A 15,055-nucleotide genomic window follows, 5' to 3' on the forward strand; every position below is an offset into this window, starting at 1 on the left:
CAGCAGGTGGACCCGGTCCGGCGCCGTGCGGGTGGCGCTGGTGATGCACGCCGGGATGAAGTCGTTGGTGGCGCTGACGGTGGTGCCGGTGGTCACCGGCGGCGGTGATCGTCACGAACGGGTCGGTCTCGGCGCGCAGGTCTGCTCGCTGGGCCCCGACGCCGAGGCGCAGTCAGTCGTCGAGCGGATAGTCGATCGCGCCGTCGCCGTCGTCGTCGAGCCTGTTGCCGCAGGCCGGGCACATCGGCCCGCCTGGGCAGTCGTCGGTCTCGTCGTCGTCGTCGGGGCTGGCGCAGCCCGGATCGGGTCGGGTAGCCCGGGAAGCCGTCGCCGTCGGCGTCGACGGCGTCGTTCGGTGCCGTCGCGACGCACCTCCATCATCGCCGGGCCGAGGCACCGCGCGCCGACGCCGCAGGTGAAGTAGGGCGCGGTTTGGTCGCACGCGGCGCCCAGGGCGTAGGTGCCGGCGACGTGGAGCTGGTAGGCGCCGGCGGCCGAGGCGAAGCCGTCGACGACGATCGTGTAGGTGCCCGGGCCACGCCGCCGGTGCGGCTGATGCGCGACTGGTTGCCTGGATCGCCGTCGTCGTCGCACGCGATCGTCGCTGCGCAGTCCGCGTCGAGCAGCGAGCACGACGGTGTCGAACGGCGAGGTGTCGGTGCCGGGATCACCAGGGTCGCGAGCGGGTACCGCACCCGCAGCGTGTGCGCGCGATCGGGCGTGGTCGAGTTCATCACGCACGCCGGCATCCGGTCGTTGGTGGCGCCGGCGGTCGTGCCGCTGGTGGTCCCGGCGGTGATCGGCGCGACTGGATCGGTCTCTCCGGCGCAGCCTCGGAGTCGGCCGATGCCGCGGTGCAGCCGGGGTCGGTCGGATAGTCGGTCAGCAGGTCGCCGTCGTTGTCGACGCCGTCGGCGCAGGCCGGGCGGGGAACCAGGCCTCGGCTGGCAGGTGTCGTCCTCGGTGTCGTCCTGGGGCTGGCGCAGCCGGGGTCGGCTGGTAGTCGGTGCGGGCTGTCGCCGTCGTCGTCGCGGCCGTCGGCGCACACCGGCGGCTCGCAGGTCAGCTGGGTCGCGGGCGGATCGCGCGTGTGTAGCTGACCTGGCACTCGAGCGGGCTTTGGCATGTTGCGCCCTGCGCCCCGGCCAGCCGCACCGACAGCGTACGCGCGCCGGCCGAGCCGACGTTGCGCCCGTCGACGATCAGGGTAGTAGGTCCTGGCCGGCAACGCGACGGTCAGGTGCGAGCGCGGGGTTGGTCGCGCCGAGGTCGTCCGCGCACGCCAGCTCGGTGAGCCGTCTCGGCGCACGCTGACCGCACGTACAGCACCGTGCGTCGTGAGCGTGGTCGCGGGGTCGTCGGTGGTCGCGTCGAGGGTGACCGTGTGATCGACCGTCATCACGTACGCGGTCTCGGCCCCGCGGCCGTTGCAGCACGTCGTCGAGGACACGTTGCCGGAGTGCTGGCCGAGGCTGCGCCGGTGGCGACGCCCGACGGTGGGAGCGGCACGATCGGTGCCGGTGCCGCACGCCAGCGGATCGAGCCTACCGTCGGAGCCGGCCGCGTCGATCCGCGCGTCGGGCGGTGGCGCGTCGGGCGCCGGGCGTCGAGCGGCGTGGCGTCGGGCGCCGCGGGGTCGATGGTGGCGCTGTCCGGCGTCGCGCCGTCGGGGGCTGTCGCCGCCAGCCGCCCGAGCACGCCACCACCGCACCGAGGACCGCGATCAGAGAGTACGACGAGCGCGCATGGTGGCCTCGTAGCGCGAGCCGAGCGCCGTTTTCGGGCGGCAACCGTCGCGGGTCACGGGCCACGGCCGGGTGACGGACACCGCTCTATGCTCCGTGGCCCCGGACCTCGACTCCGCACCGGGCCGCCGGCGTCGCGCGAAGGCTGCGGGGCGCGGGCGTTACAGCGGGGCGTGCGGGCGCGCGGATCGAACGTCGCGGGCTTTTGCCGAGGCGCGGCTCGGTGCGCGCCGGAATCCTGTTGGTCGATCCCCCCGCGACCCGCGTACAATCGCGCCCCCGCCCGTGTCCCTCACCGTCCAGGTCATCGCCGCCGCCGTGCGCGCTGGCGATCGCGCTCGAGCTCGCCTACGGCGCCCGCCGGCGCGCGGCCCGGGTACGCGTGGCGCGACCTCGATCGCCAGCGTCGTCCTCGGCGCCGGCTCGGTGGTGGCGGGCCTGGCGCTGGTGCTGCAAGGCGCTGGGTGGTCCACCAGTGGCCTGATCGCCACGCGCGCAGGTCTAGCGCGCCGCCAGCCGTTCGTGCGCTGGGCGCGCATCCTCGCGCTGGTCGACCTGGCGTTCTATCAGTAGCCACCGCGCGATGCACCGGGTCAACCTGTGGTGGGCGGGGCACGCGGTCCACCACCAGAGCGATCACCTGAACCTGCCCGTCGCGATCCGGATCGGCTGGTTCTCGGTCTACACCAGCTGGGTCTTCTACCCAGAGCCGCTGGCGCTGGTGGGCGTAACAGCCCGAGGCGTCGCTGGTCGCGCGCGCGATCAGCCCGCTGTACCAGTTCCCGCAGCACACGCGCTGGATCGGGAAGCTCGGCTGGCCTGAGCGGGTGCGCGTCACGCCGTCGCACCACCGCGTCCACCACGGCCGCGACGCCGCTCTACGTCGACCGCAACTACGGCGGGATGCTGATCGTCTGGGGATCGGCTGTTCGGCACCTTCGCGGCGGAGCAGGCCGCGCCCACGTACGGCACCGGCGCGCGGCGCCGCCGAGCGTGGTCCGCGCCAACTTCGTCGAGTGGATCCGGCTGGCGCGGGCTGGCGCGGCGCGCGACCTGGCGCGATGGCGCGACGCTGTTGTTCCGGCCGCCGAGCTGGGAGCCGCGCGGTGGGTGACATCGCGGCCCTGGCGGTGTTCGGGTCGCGCTGATGCTGCTCGAGTTCGGGTGGAACGCGTGGCGCGCCCGCGCCCACCACGATCCGCGCTGACGCGGCGGTCAGCGTGGTGGTCGCGATCCCGCACTTCGCGCTCTTGTCGATCGTCCCGGTGGTGCGGGTCGTGCTCTACCGCGCCGCCTGGCTCCCAGGTGGCCGTGGCAGCTGCCCGTCGACGCCCGGTGGATCTGGCCGCTCGGCGTGGTCGTGATGGACCTCGCGGCCTACTGGATGCACCGCTACCACCACGCGCTCAACCTGACCTCGGCCGCACGCGGTCCACCACTCGAGCCCGTACTTCACGATGACCACCGGCGGGCGCAGCTCGCCTGCGGAGCCGCTCGTGAACGTGGTCTCGGGCGCGTACCTGATCCTGGTCGCGCCGGTCGCGCTCGCCCTGCCGCTGCTGGCTGCGGCGCTGGGGTGGATCGTCAAGGGACACCTGGGGCTTCGCCGTGCACACGCGGAACATCGGACAGTTCGGCCCGCCCGAGCGGGTGCTGGCGACGCCGACCCACCACGCCAGTCCACCACGGCCGCGATCATTTGTGCAGCGGCAAGAACTTCGGCTTTGCGTTCATCGTCTGGGACCGCCTGTTCGGCACGTTCGCCCGCGGCACGCCGACCGCCTTCGGCGTCGACGATGCGATCCGCCGAGCCTGCGGCCGCTGACCCCGTCGCGCTGCACCACCTGGCGCAGCGAGCCGGGCCGCGCGCACGACGAGCCGCGCGCGACAAGCTGCGGCTGTGGTTCATGCCGGCTGGCTGGCGGCCTCGTGACGCCGCGCCGACGGCGACCGACGCCGCGCGCGCTGGCGCCAGCGCCGCCCGGGCTGTACCTGGTCGGCACGCTGCAGCTCGCGTACCTGGGCGCGATGATCTGGGCGCTGGCCGCGACGCTCGGCGCCGCCGGGGTCGCCGCCGATCTGGCTGCGCTCGGGTTCTTGCTGTACGCGTGACGGTCGTCTCGGGCGAGTTCTTCGAGCGTTCGTTCCCGGTACCCGCCGCTCGAGCTGGCCCCCGCGCGCTGGCGATCGGCGCGATGATCGCGTGCACCGGCGCGTGGTTCGGGCGCCCGCCTCGACACCGCCGCGCCTCGGTACCTGCTCGCGCTGGCGGGCCTGAACCTGCTCGCGGCGGCGGCGGTGACGTGGCGGGGCCACACCGCGACGCCGGTCGGCTGATTCCGCGCGCGCCTGTAGTTACCGTCGGGGCCATGACCTCCGGCCGCATCTGCGTTCCCCGGCAACCCCTGGCCCGACGGCCACGCGATCGCCCGCTTCGTCTGGTCGGGGCGCCTCGACGACCGCGGCTAGCGGTTCGATCTGCACCTCGAGTCGGCGGCCTACGACGCCGCCGATCGCGCCGCCGGTGGCGACGACGACGACGACGACGGCGATTGGCGCTGCGCAACGTCTGGACCAACTTCCACCGGTGCACGCTGGCTTCCTCGACCAAGTAGCGCAGCGACGGCGGCTTCCTGGTCGGCACCGCCGCGGCGCGCCGTTTCGATCCGGGGGCAGCTCTCGGGCGGTGAGTTCCGCGTCGATCCGCTGCCGACCGGCCGCGCGATGGTCGAGGATCGCGACGGCGACGACGACGGCCGTTCAACGCCTACCTGCTCGGCCACGACACCGCGGCCGATCACCGGCTGCGCTTCCAGCCCGGCCCGCGCGGCGCGCAGCTGTCGTGGACCGGACGGCTCGCGCTCACCTACGCCGGCGCGAGCGAGTTCCGCCACACGTTCTCGGCCGAGGTCAGCGGCGCGCGCTTCACCCGCTGCGAGATCACCCGGCCTGCCGCCAGACGTGGCGCGCGATCTGCTCGCGGTGCACGACCGCACCGACGCGCTTCCGGCGGATCGGCGCGCGGTTCGTGCCGACCCGCCTGGGCTGATCCGGCGGCGCTGCCCCATCGACACCCCACGACGGATCGGACGGCCCCGCGCATACCCGATCGGGGCCGATGGATCCGGCATGGTCCCCGTCGAACCCACGCCATGATGATCACCGCACCGCCGCCCTCGCCCTCGCGCGTCGTCCGCTTCCTGCGCACCCTGCGGATCGGCTCGCCGCCGCCCGCCCCGGTCGCGCCCGCGCCGCCCGTCGTGTCGACCGATGACGTCGGCACCACGCCGATGCGCCGCATCCGCGGCCCGAAAAGGGCTAGCGCCTCGACCCATCTCCCCTGGGCGAGGCGCCAGCGTTCAGATGATCGGATGGACGCTCAGCAGGGCGCCGTAGCAGCTGAGGCCCGCGCCGAACGTGCAGAACAGCGCGTTGCTGGTGCCGCCGCCGCCGATGTTCCAGCTCAGGACGTACGGGATGCTGGTCCCCTGCAGCGCGCGGTTGGTGGCCTGATGGCACACGCCGGTGATGGCGTAGGTCAGCTTGTTCTGGTTGGCGACGCAGGTCGGCGTGTTCGAGTACACCGAGGTCGTCGAGTAGCGGTTGCAGCTCGTGCACCCGATGCGTCGCCGCCGTAGGTGTAGTGGGCGCTCACGCTCGAGCCGTAGCGGACCCACTCGTACGTGGTGAAGCCAGAAGCCCGCGACCCAGATGTTCACGGCGCGGTTGTCGCCGTGAGCGTTGTTGGGGCTGGTCGACCCGGTGCCCGCGATCGCCGGGCTGAGTCCGACGACCATCGCGAGCACGACCGCCGCCAGGACCTTGGTGAGCTTCATGGAGGCGGACCATGAGCACTCCCCGTGCCAGTAAATCATGTAGTGGGAATCACTGACTTTGCATGATCAACGTCCTCGGATGTGTCTACGATCAATACATTCTGTATAGTTTGATTTACTAAGCGACTAAACTACAGACGAATGGGCCCGGCTTGAGCCGTGCTAGCGTGCTCAAGGGCAGTCGATGCGAGCGCTGACGATCGTGGCGATTGGGGCCCGCGGCTGCGGCGTTCTTCGCCGGCCGGCGGGTCGGGACCGCGCGCGCCACCGGCGGTGAGCGCCTCGTCGCGGCCGCCGCCGCTGCCGACCCGACCGCGGTCGATCCGACCGCGCCCGCGGGCCCGCGGCGCGTCATCGCGCGCGGTCGACCTGCTGCAGCTCCGACGCGCGGTCGAGCAGGCGCAGCAGGGCCAGGCGGTCGATGAGTTCCCGCTCGACGAGACGCCCGAGGCGCGCTGCGGCCCGGCGCGCCGAGACCGACGCGCAGATCACCCAGACGCTCGGACAGATCTCGGCCGAGCAACGCGAGCTGCTGCTCGACTTCAACGACCGCGCGATCGAGTTCCAGCGCCGCCAGACCGGCGAGTTCCAGCGCGGGACGCTGACCCACGAGCAGTACATGACGCAGCTCCACGAGGAGGTGCTGGGGCAGCTCGAGGAGCTGCACGCGATCGTCAGGACGATCAGTACCGCGTGCTCACCGGGCTCCGAGCCCGGCGTCGATCCCCGACGACTTCATGGTCACGGGCCAGGGCGGCGCGCCCGGCGCGCCCGGCGCACGACGACGGGCACGACCACCGATGAGGCCGCTCGCCATCGGCGCCGTCGTGATCGCGGCCGCGTTCGCGGTCGGCTACGCCACCGCGCCAGCCCCGGCGGCGAACCGCACGGTCAACGACCGCGCGGCGATCACGACCGCAGCGCGGCCGGCGACGCGACCCACGCCGAGCGGTCGCCGGCCGATCCCGACGGTGCGCCGGTTCGAGCCGGTGCCCCTGCCCGACGAGGACCCCGGCGTCGCCGAGATCGTCAACGGCCCGGACGAGCCGCCGGCGGCGACGATCGCGGCGCGCTTCGACGACATCGACCGCCGCCTCGACGAGCTGTTCGGGCCCGAGTTCCCGGCCGCCAAGCGCGACGCGATCCGGACCGCGCTGACGAGCTGGATCCGCGACCACGGCCGCGCGGTCCGCGGCTACTACGGCGGGTTCCTCAGCCAGGAGGAGCTGTCCGAGCAGGTCCACTGGAACATGCTGGGCTACGCGCGGTCGATCGAGGCGTCGCTGACCCGCGACGAGTACCGCACGTTCATGGACCTCGAGCCGGGCGAGGACCCGTTCGTCGTGCTGGTGCCGCCGGGCACCCAGGTCGGCGCGCCGCTCGACGAGACCCCGTCACCGCGTTGAGCCCGAGCGGGCCTCCGGGCTCGATCGAGGCGACGGGCCAGCTCGGTCGGGCGCGCCGAGCGACGGGGCTCGATCAGGCGACGGGGCAGCGCGGACGGCCCCGCCGCCTACCGCGCCCAGTAGGCCTCGTCGTCGAGGCCCTCTTCGCGCTCGGGCAGGCCGCGGGTCAGCCGCGGCGCCGCCTGGGCCAGCACCTCGAAGCTGACGCGGTTGGCGTAGCGACACACCTGGCTCATCGACGAATAGGTCAGGAACTCGCGCACGTGCTTGGTCGAGTTGGGCACGCGCGCGCGGTGGTGGCGGTTGGCGGCGACGTCGTGCGGGAGCGCGGCCAGCGCCGCGTCGCCCGCGCCGTTGGTGCTGGTGATCCGCGCGGGGCCGCCGTGGTAGGGCGCGATGTGCGCGAACACCTTGAGCGGCTGCGCGCACGCGGCTCGACGCATCGGCCGGCTGAACTCGTAGCGGTTGAACTCGGGGATCGCGCCCGGCAAGAGCGGGTACCGGGTCTCGCGCTTGACCTCGACGTCGGTGTGGCCGGCCAGGAACAGCCCGGTCGGCCCGGCGGTGCACAGCACCAGGTCGGTCAGGTCGAGCGCGCGGTCGCACGCGCGCAGGGGGTCGCGCTCGCCGGTCAGCGCCTCGGCCTCCTCCTCGTTCATCGCGACGATGTCGACGTGGGGCGCGGATGAAGTCGCGCCAGAACTCGGGCCGCTCGGCGATCACGAACCGGGTGCCGAGCGTGAGCACGACCGGCACGCCCCGGGCCCGGGCCAGCTCGATCGCGCGCATGGTCGCGGCCGGCATCGGGTCGTCGGGCTTGCAGCGCAGCAGGTAGGCCGAGATCACCAGCGCCGACGCGTCGTCGAAGACCGCGGCCGGGACGCTGTCGGGGCGCAGCCCGTTCATCTCGCCCTCGCTGATCGCGAACGTGCGCTCGCCGTCGGGCGTCACCAGCGCGAAGCACCGGCCGATCGGGCCGGCCACCGGCTGCAGGTGATCGAGGTTGACGCGCGACGAGGTGTTCGAGAGGTAGCGGTAGCCGGACGTGCCGAGCCGGATCTCCGCGCTCATCACGCCGAGCAAGATCGAGGCGTCGTCGGCCAGGGTCGAGTAGTTGTGGAGCGTGTTGCCGACGGTGCCGCCGGCGAACTCGTAGGAGATCCGCTGGTCGGCCAGGAGCTCGTCGTAGAGGCGCAGCGCCGCGTCGCTGGCGATCACCGTCGACGCGCCCTTGGGCAGCTGGTAGCGGGCGATCAGCTCGTCCGGGACCCGGGCGTCGATGTCGACGAGGGTCTGATCGATGCCGACCAGGTGGGTCCGGGCGTCGGGGGCCTCGACGCCCGCGTGCTGGAACAGCGGATCGCGCGCGTGGACCGGAAGTAGTGCTTGTGCTTGCGGCGTCCAGGAAAGCGCACGGGACCTCTGATCGCGCAGCGTATCACCCGCGACCACGCGCGCGCCCGCCTGGTACGCTCGCGCGATGCGGACGTCCGTGATGATCGCTCGTGGGCGCCGCGCTCGCGTGCAAGGGCAGCGCGCCGAGCGGCGGCGAGGCCACAGGCGCGCCGCCGGCCGCGCCCCGACCGCCGGCGGCGCCCCGGCCGATCCTCGACGGTGACCGGCATCGGCATCCGGCCGGTCTCGCACCCCAAAGGGCTTCGCGATCGGCCAGGTCTTCCCGGGCGGTCCCGCCGACGACGCCGGCCTGCTGGCCGGCGACGTCGTGGTCGAGGTGGACGGCGAGTCGACCGCGCGCTGGTCGCTGGTGCGGACCGCGCGGCAGATGCGCGGCCCGGCCGGCACCAAGGTGCGGATGGGGATCGAGCGCGGCGATCAGCGGCTCGACGTCGTGGTCGAGCGTCGCGCGGTCGCGGTGCCGCCGCCGCCGGCGCGTTGACGGGCCGCCGGCGACAGGCCTCCCAGGAAACTCAGCGCTTGTCAGTTTTTCGGTCGAGCACCGGCCCGCGCGCCGGGAGTCTCGCGCCTAGAACGTCTAGAACGGAGGGGAGGCTCGTCGGGGCTTGCCCCCGACGAGGGGAGGCCTGGCGACCTGATCATTGATCAGATTCTCGGGCCCTCGGGAATTTCGGATCGAAGCCACTGATTTTGCTCGCATGGAAGACATCGCGAGCTGGGCACGAGCAGAGGTTGGGCATGCCGAGTTGGGCGACGCGCGACGAACGGCGCGGCTCCGTCGGCTGTTGGAGTGCGCCGCCGCATCCCCGGGTGGCCGGGTAACGCAAGTCTTCGACGACGATGCAGAGCGGGAGGCGGCGTACCGGTTTCTTGAGAGCAAGCGCGTCGCGGCGACGGCGATCCTCGACGCGCATCGGGTGGCACTGGGCCGGCGGGCCGCGATGTTCCCGTACGTGTACGTCGCGATCGATCAGTCGGCGATGCAGGTGACCGATCGCGACGGCGACGCGTTCGGACCGATCTCGGGCGGGCACACCGGCACCGGCGTGCAGGCGATGAGCGCGCTGGTGGTCGCGCCCGACGGTGTGCCGCTCGGCCTTTCGGCGCTTGAGATGTGGACGCGCTCGACCGAACGCGCGCCGGACTACCGCCACGACTGCCGCACCGTCGACGAACGCGAGACGCGATTCTGGCTTGCCGCCGCCGAACAGACCGCGACCCTGATGCAGACCGCCGCGCCCCAGACGCTGCCCTGGTTGCAGTTGGATCGTGGCGCCGACTCCGCGCATGTGCTCCTCGATCTCGCGAAGCTCGGCGTCGCGTACACCGTCCGCGCCAGCATCAATCGGCGGATCCGCACCCGCCACGGCCGCCGATATCTCTTCGACGCCGTCCGCCGTCGCCCGGCCTTGGGCAGCTACCGCCTCGATGTGCGGCGGATGGGGGGCGTCATCGCGACGACGATCGAGGTACGGGTGGCTCGTGTCGTCTTGGATCTCGCCGTCGGCAAGCGCGGGCAAGCCCCATGGCACCCACTCGAGGTAACCCTCGTCGAAGCACGCGAGGTTGGCGCCGGCGCAGGCACCGACGAACCGATCCTCTGGCGGCTGTTGACCAACCACCCAACCGCGACGCTCGATGACGCGCGCGCCGTCATCGCGGGGTACACGATGCGGTGGCGCGTCGAGGACTTTCACCTCGCCTGGAAGTCAGGCACCTGCCGGATCGAAGACTCCCAGCTCCGCAGCCTCGGCGCCTTCTCCAAGTGGGCTACGATCCTCGCCACCGTCGCCGTGCGTGCCCAACGTCTCAAGACCCTTGCACGCGAGACCCCAGAGATCCCCGCGCTGACCGAATTCAGCCCCGACGAGATCGATGCGGTCCTCCTGCTGCGTCGCCCGAAGAACTACACGCCAGACGTCGCCCCGACCCTCGGGCAGCTCGTCCGCTGGATCGCTGACCTCGGCGGCTACACCGGCAAGTCCTCCGGGGGACCGCCAGGGGTGCGCATCATCAGCCGCGCCCTGATCAAGGTCGAAGCTGTCGCGCTCGCCCTACGAACCCAGCGGGAGCGGCAGAGTTCTGGCCAATGATCAGCTGGCGACAGGCCTCCCAGGAAGCTCAGACGCCGCCGTCGACGACGACGGTCGCGCCGTTCATGTAGCTGTTGCGCTCGCTGGCGAGGAACGCGATCACCGCGGCGGCCTCGTCGAGGCGGCCGAGCCGGCGCATCGCGCAGTGGCGCAGGTACTCGTCGCGGCGGGCCGGCGGCAGGTGGTCGCCGACGCCCTCGTCGAGCACGCCCGGCGCGACGCAGTTGACGGTGATGCCGTAGCGGCCGATCTCCCTTGGCCAGCGACTCGGTGAAGCCCTTTGAGCGCGGCCTTGGCGGTCGAGTAGTGGACCGGGGCCTCGAGCATCTTGACGCCGGCCAGCGACGACACGCTGAGCACGCGGCCGTACCGCTGCCTGACCATCGCGCGCAGCACCGCCTGGGTCGCCAGGAACGCGCCCTTGACGTGGGTGTCCATCATCCGGTCCCAGTCCCTCCTCCTCCATCAGCGCCAGCGGCACGACCTGGCCGTGGCCGGCGTTGTTGACGAGGATGTCGATCGCGCCGGTCGCGGCGACCACCTCGGCCGCCATCGCCTTGAGGCCGGCGCGATCGAGCACCGACACCCGGTAGGGCCAGGCCCGGCGCCCGAGCGCGGTGATCGCGGCGACGGTCGCGGCCGCGGCCTCGTCGTCGCGCAGGTAGTTGAACGCGACGTCGGCGCCGTCGCCGGCGAGCGCCAGGCAGATCGCCCGGCCCAGGCCGCGGGGCCGCCCGTGACGATCGCGGTGCGGCCGTCGAGCAGGCCCATCAGGCGATCACGGGCAGGCGCTTGGGGCCGGGGCCTGACCGCGCCGCGGTGGAACATGTTCCAGCCGCAGGCCGGCATGATCCGGCCGTCGGGCTGCGGGTAGTGGTGGCAGCACTTGCGCAGGCGCTCGAGATCGAAGTCGTGGCGATCCATGTAGTGGTGCAAGAAGATCGACTTCGACTGGCGCTCGCTGGCGCGGACCGCGTCGCGGCCGGTCAGCGGCCGGGCCGGGAACATCTCGTCGAGCGAGCGCCGCAGCGCCGCCAGGATCTCCGGGCCCGCGCTCGAGCTCGTCCTGGCGCGCGAAGACGTCGTGGACCAGCTCGTGCAGCGCCTCCTCGACCTCGGCGGTCGCCGGCAGCGTCGCCGACGAGCGCAGGAGCGTCGTGTACTTCTCGAAGTCGACGAAGCGCGCGAACGGGCACGCAGCTGCCGTCGTTGAGCCGCAGCAGGTACGTCAGCGACACGCACTGCGGGTGCGAGCACGGCAGCGGGAAGAAGTCGAGGTACCGGACCGCGCCGCCCGACTGCTCGTCCATCTTGCGGATGACGCCAGGGATCGTCAGGCGATCCATCGGATCGTGGGCGAACGCGCCGCCGCCGTGGCCGGTGTAGGCCATCGGCTGGAAGTTGAGCGACAGGATGTGGGGGGCTCGTTGATCAAGAGCTCGACCGCCTGGCCGATCTGGTGGTCGTTGACGCCGCGGGTGGCGACGAAGATGAGCTGGGTCGGCAGGTCGAGCGCGCAGGCCGTTGGTGATGACCACGACCCGGCCGATCTCGGGCCGGGTGGCGATCTTGATCAGCTCGAGCAGCTGCGGGTGGCTGGTGGGCTCGCCGCCCGACAGCGCCACCGACTCGCACTGGCCCTCGGCCGCGACCAGGCCGTCGATCATCTTCGCGAAGGTCGCCGGCGCCAGGTGGGTCGAGTACTGGTTGTCGACGATGCAGACCGGGCACTCGAGGTTGCAGTGGTCGGTGATCTCGATGATCGGCAGGCAGGTGTGCTGCTCGTGATCGCCGCAGGTGCCGCAGTCGGTCGGGCAGCCCTGGGCCACGGTGCCGCGGAACTCCAGCGGCTCGGTGCCGGCGCGCGCGAACGCGTAGGCGCGGGCGTAGTAGGCGGCGTCCTCGGACACCAGCGCCTCCGACGGCCCGCACGCGCGGCAGTCCTTGGCGAAGTAGACCTTGCCGGCGCGGATCACGACCTCGGCCTCGACCAGCGCCAGGCAGCTCGGGCAGGTCGAGGTGGTGTGCTTCCAGACGTGGCCGGTCAGCTCCTCAGGGGCGGGCCGGGCCACGAACTCGCGCACGTAGGCGTCGGCGTCATCGTGGACCTTGGTCTCGCGCTGGCCGCAGGTCGGGCACAGGAGCAGGTGGAAGACCGCGCCGTCGCGCAGGACGACCCGGGCCTCGTGGCGGGCGCCGCAGCCGTCGCAGGCGACGTACTCGTGGGCGAGGAAGGTGTGAGGGCGATCGACTCGGCCCGGCGCGCACGTGGTGCATTCCATCGGAGAACTCCCGGCGCGGCGCGCGCCTGCTGCGGTAGCCTGGTTGTAGCGCCCGGGCGCCGGGCGGCGCAACCGCCAGCGGCGCGGCGGGTGTACCGTCGCGCCGATGCGCTACGTGATGCTCGATCGGATCACCGAGCTCGTCCCGGGCGAGGTCGCGCGGGCTCAAGTGCGCGTCGCTGTCGGACGACGTGTTCGCCGATCACTTCCCCGGGCTACCCGGTGCTGCCGGGCGCGCTGGTCGTCGAGGCCCTGGCCCAGCTCGGCGGGGTGCTGCTCGAGGCGACGCTGCGCGGCCGCGGCCGGCAACGATCTGCACGCGCTCCTGACGATGATCGATCGCACCAAGTTCCGGCGGGTGGTGCGGCCGGGCGACCGGCTCGAGCTCGAGGCCCGGGTCGAGACCGCGACCGAGGACGGCGGCCGCATCAAGGGCTGGGCCCGGCTCGACGGCGCGCTCGCGGCCGAGGCCGAGCTCGGGTTCGCGTTCGCGGTCGTGACCGACCCGATCCTGATCGCGCGCCGGCGCGAGCACCTGAACGTGTGGCTGCACGGATCGGTGACGGAGCCGACGTGACCCGGGCGGTGGTGGTGACCGGGGTCGGGACGTGGTCGCCGCTCGGGCGCACGTGGGCCGAGACCCGGGCGGCGCTGGCGCGGGGCGCGACCGCGGTGGCGCCGGTGACCGCGTGGGACGCGACCGGGTTCCCGTGCCAGGTCGCGGCGGCGATCGCGCTCGGCGGACGGCGCCGACGAGGATCGCCGGCGGCCGCTGGCGCTCGCGGCGCTGGCCGAGGCCTGGGGTGCGGGCCGGGTCGACGTCGCGCCGGCGCGGCTGGGCGTGTTCCTCGGCGCCGGAGTCAGCCGGGCCAGCTCGCGACCGTGCTGGCGCTGGCGCGCGCGGCCGGCGGCGGGACCCTTCGACGCCGCGGCGTTCGCCGAGGCGGCGCGGCCGTTCGCGGCGCGGCTCGACGCGCGGGCGATCTCGCCGGCCGCGATCGCCGCGGCGATCGCGCTCGAGGTCGGCGCCGCCGGGCCGGTCGCGACGGTGTCGCTGTCGTGCGCGTCGGGCGCGGCGGCGATCGTCGACGCGGTCCGCGCGATCCGCGCCGGCGCGTGCGACGTGGCGATCTGCGGCGGGGTCAGCGCCGACGTCGAGCCGCTGATGCTGGCGGGCTTCGGGCTGCTGGGCGCGCTGACGGCGCGCGGCGTGTCGTGCCGTTCGACGCGCGCCGCGACGGCTTCGTCGTCGGCGAGGGCGCGGCGCTGCTGGTGCTGGCCGCGGCCGAGCGGCCGGCGGGCGCGGCGAGGTCGAGGTCGCCGGCGTCGGCCGCTCGCTCGACGGCTACCGCCTGACCGCGCCCGAGCCCGACGGCGACGGCGCCGCCCGGGCCATCGCCGCGGCGCTGACCGACGCCGGCGGCCCGGCGATCGACTACGTGCAGGCCCACGGCACGTCGACGCCGCTCAACGACCGGCCGAGATCGTGGCGCTCCGGCGCGCGCTCGGCGACGGCTTCGCGCGGGCCTACGTCAGCTCGGTCCAGGGCGCGGTCGGCCACTGGGTCGCCGGCGCCGGCGCGATCGGCGCGCTGTGCGCGATCGAGGCCGTCGCCTCGGGCACGATCATGCCGACCGCCGGGCTGGCCACGCCCGACGCCAGCTGCGGGGCGCGCCACGTGCTGGGCGCGGCGGTGACCGCGCCGGTCCGCGCGGCCCTGGTCAACGCGTTCGCGTTCGGCGGCGCCAACGCCAGCCTGGTGGTGCGGCGTCGGGAGGGCGCGTGACCGTCGCGATCGTCGCGGCCGCAGGGGTGTCGCCGCTCGGCGGCGCCAACGCCAGCCTGGTGGTGCGGCGTCGGGAGGGCGCGTGACCGTCGCGATCGTCGCGGCCGCAGGGGTGTCGCCGATCGGCGGCGGCTGGCGCGGCCTCGCCGAGCGCGCGCGCGCGACCGCCGCGACGCCGACCCGCCCGGTCGCCGACGCGGCCCTGGTCGCGGTGCCGGTGCGCGCGCGCAAGACCGCGTCGCGCGGCGCGCTCCTGGCGGCGGCGGCGATGCACGAGAGCTCGTGGCGGCGCTGCCGGCCGAGGCCCTGCGCGCGGCCGGGTGCTTCGTCGGCGTCGGCGCGTCGGGCGGCTCGACCGCCAGAGCTGCACGCGATGCTGCGGGCGTCGATGGACGGCGCGACCTGGTCGCTGGCGCGGTTCGGCGGCCCGGGCCTGGCCGCGTGCAACCCGCTCCTGGCGTTCCAGCTGATGAACAACTTCACGATGGCCC

15 protein-coding genes and 4 pseudogenes are annotated in these 15,055 nt (G+C 73.5%); 12 read left to right on the forward strand and 7 right to left on the reverse strand.

Translation table 11 applies throughout. The annotated features are described in order from the left end of the window. The first annotated feature begins 25 nt into the window (after window positions 1–25). The 5 genes from IPL61_15810 to IPL61_15830 all read left to right on the forward strand — a co-directional run bounded on the left by IPL61_15810 (window position 26) and on the right by IPL61_15830 (window position 3,857). Window positions 26–424: a hypothetical protein gene (locus IPL61_15810; protein ID MBK9032712.1), complete on the forward strand. Its 399-nt coding sequence runs from the start codon at window positions 26–28 to the stop codon at window positions 422–424. Between the two features lie 1,606 nt (window positions 425–2,030). Continuing rightward, complete coding sequence (locus tag IPL61_15815; GenBank protein ID MBK9032713.1) at window positions 2,031–2,318, forward strand: hypothetical protein; 288 nt, start codon at window positions 2,031–2,033, stop codon at window positions 2,316–2,318. A 10-nt stretch (window positions 2,319–2,328) separates the two neighbouring features. Next, window positions 2,329–2,568 carry a hypothetical protein gene (locus IPL61_15820; protein MBK9032714.1) on the forward strand — a complete coding sequence of 80 codons (240 nt, stop codon included), beginning with the start codon at window positions 2,329–2,331 and terminating at the stop codon, window positions 2,566–2,568. A gap of 397 nt (window positions 2,569–2,965) precedes the next feature. Then, a complete protein-coding gene (locus tag IPL61_15825; protein ID MBK9032715.1) occupies window positions 2,966–3,109 on the forward strand; it encodes a hypothetical protein in 144 nt (47 codons plus the stop codon). A 565-nt stretch (window positions 3,110–3,674) separates the two neighbouring features. Continuing rightward, window positions 3,675–3,857 carry a hypothetical protein gene (locus tag IPL61_15830; protein MBK9032716.1) on the forward strand — a complete coding sequence of 61 codons (183 nt, stop codon included), beginning with the start codon at window positions 3,675–3,677 and terminating at the stop codon, window positions 3,855–3,857. Window positions 3,858–5,104: 1,247 nt separating this feature from the next. Here the strand turns inward: IPL61_15830 and IPL61_15835 are convergent. Continuing rightward, window positions 5,105–5,581, reverse strand: coding sequence for a hypothetical protein (locus tag IPL61_15835; GenBank protein ID MBK9032717.1), 477 nt, complete (start codon window positions 5,579–5,581; stop codon window positions 5,105–5,107). A 351-nt stretch (window positions 5,582–5,932) separates the two neighbouring features. Next, window positions 5,933–6,127 (reverse strand): hypothetical protein, encoded by a 195-nt coding sequence (locus tag IPL61_15840; protein ID MBK9032718.1) that lies wholly within the window; start codon window positions 6,125–6,127, stop codon window positions 5,933–5,935. A gap of 254 nt (window positions 6,128–6,381) precedes the next feature. On the opposite strand from IPL61_15840, the gene IPL61_15845 reads away from it, so the two are divergent. Continuing rightward, window positions 6,382–6,987, forward strand: a complete 606-nt coding sequence (locus IPL61_15845) for a hypothetical protein (protein MBK9032719.1) — start codon at window positions 6,382–6,384, stop codon at window positions 6,985–6,987. A 107-nt stretch (window positions 6,988–7,094) separates the two neighbouring features. Here the strand turns inward: IPL61_15845 and IPL61_15850 are convergent. Next, a pseudogene (locus IPL61_15850) lies at window positions 7,095–8,343 on the reverse strand (inosine/guanosine kinase). 307 nt (window positions 8,344–8,650) lie between these two features. Here IPL61_15850 and IPL61_15855 point away from each other — a divergent pair. Continuing rightward, complete coding sequence (locus IPL61_15855) at window positions 8,651–8,884, forward strand: PDZ domain-containing protein (protein MBK9032720.1); 234 nt, start codon at window positions 8,651–8,653, stop codon at window positions 8,882–8,884. Window positions 8,885–9,101: 217 nt separating this feature from the next. Continuing rightward, a complete protein-coding gene (locus tag IPL61_15860; GenBank protein ID MBK9032721.1) occupies window positions 9,102–10,496 on the forward strand; it encodes an IS4 family transposase in 1,395 nt (464 codons plus the stop codon). Window positions 10,497–10,524: 28 nt separating this feature from the next. Here IPL61_15860 and IPL61_15865 read toward each other — a convergent pair whose 3' ends face one another. The 4 genes and pseudogenes from IPL61_15865 to IPL61_15880 all read right to left on the reverse strand — a co-directional run bounded on the left by IPL61_15865 (window position 10,525) and on the right by IPL61_15880 (window position 12,778). Next, the gene (locus IPL61_15865) at window positions 10,525–10,704 is read right to left on the reverse strand and encodes an SDR family oxidoreductase (GenBank protein ID MBK9032722.1); all 180 of its coding nucleotides are present in this window, start codon (window positions 10,702–10,704) and stop codon (window positions 10,525–10,527) included. A 53-nt stretch (window positions 10,705–10,757) separates the two neighbouring features. Then, window positions 10,758–10,937: pseudogene (locus IPL61_15870) on the reverse strand (SDR family oxidoreductase). Window positions 10,938–10,953: 16 nt separating this feature from the next. After that, window positions 10,954–11,217 (reverse strand): annotated as a pseudogene (locus IPL61_15875) (SDR family NAD(P)-dependent oxidoreductase). Between the two features lie 265 nt (window positions 11,218–11,482). After that, window positions 11,483–12,778 (reverse strand): radical SAM protein, encoded by a 1,296-nt coding sequence (locus tag IPL61_15880; GenBank protein ID MBK9032723.1) that lies wholly within the window; start codon window positions 12,776–12,778, stop codon window positions 11,483–11,485. A gap of 106 nt (window positions 12,779–12,884) precedes the next feature. On the opposite strand from IPL61_15880, the gene IPL61_15885 reads away from it, so the two are divergent. From IPL61_15885 to IPL61_15900, 4 genes and pseudogenes are all read left to right on the forward strand, one after another. Further along, a complete protein-coding gene (locus IPL61_15885; protein MBK9032724.1) occupies window positions 12,885–13,355 on the forward strand; it encodes a hypothetical protein in 471 nt (156 codons plus the stop codon). 195 nt (window positions 13,356–13,550) lie between these two features. After that, a pseudogene (locus tag IPL61_15890) lies at window positions 13,551–14,012 on the forward strand (hypothetical protein). A gap of 118 nt (window positions 14,013–14,130) precedes the next feature. After that, on the forward strand, window positions 14,131–14,475 hold the full coding sequence (locus IPL61_15895) for a hypothetical protein (protein ID MBK9032725.1): 345 nt from the start codon (window positions 14,131–14,133) through the stop codon (window positions 14,473–14,475). A gap of 171 nt (window positions 14,476–14,646) precedes the next feature. Further along, a partial coding sequence (locus tag IPL61_15900; GenBank protein MBK9032726.1) for a hypothetical protein occupies window positions 14,647–15,055 on the forward strand: 409 nt, incomplete at its 3' end.

It is taken from the genome of Myxococcales bacterium (assembly GCA_016717005.1).
Taxonomy (GTDB): domain Bacteria; phylum Myxococcota_A; class Polyangia; order Haliangiales; family Haliangiaceae; genus UBA2376.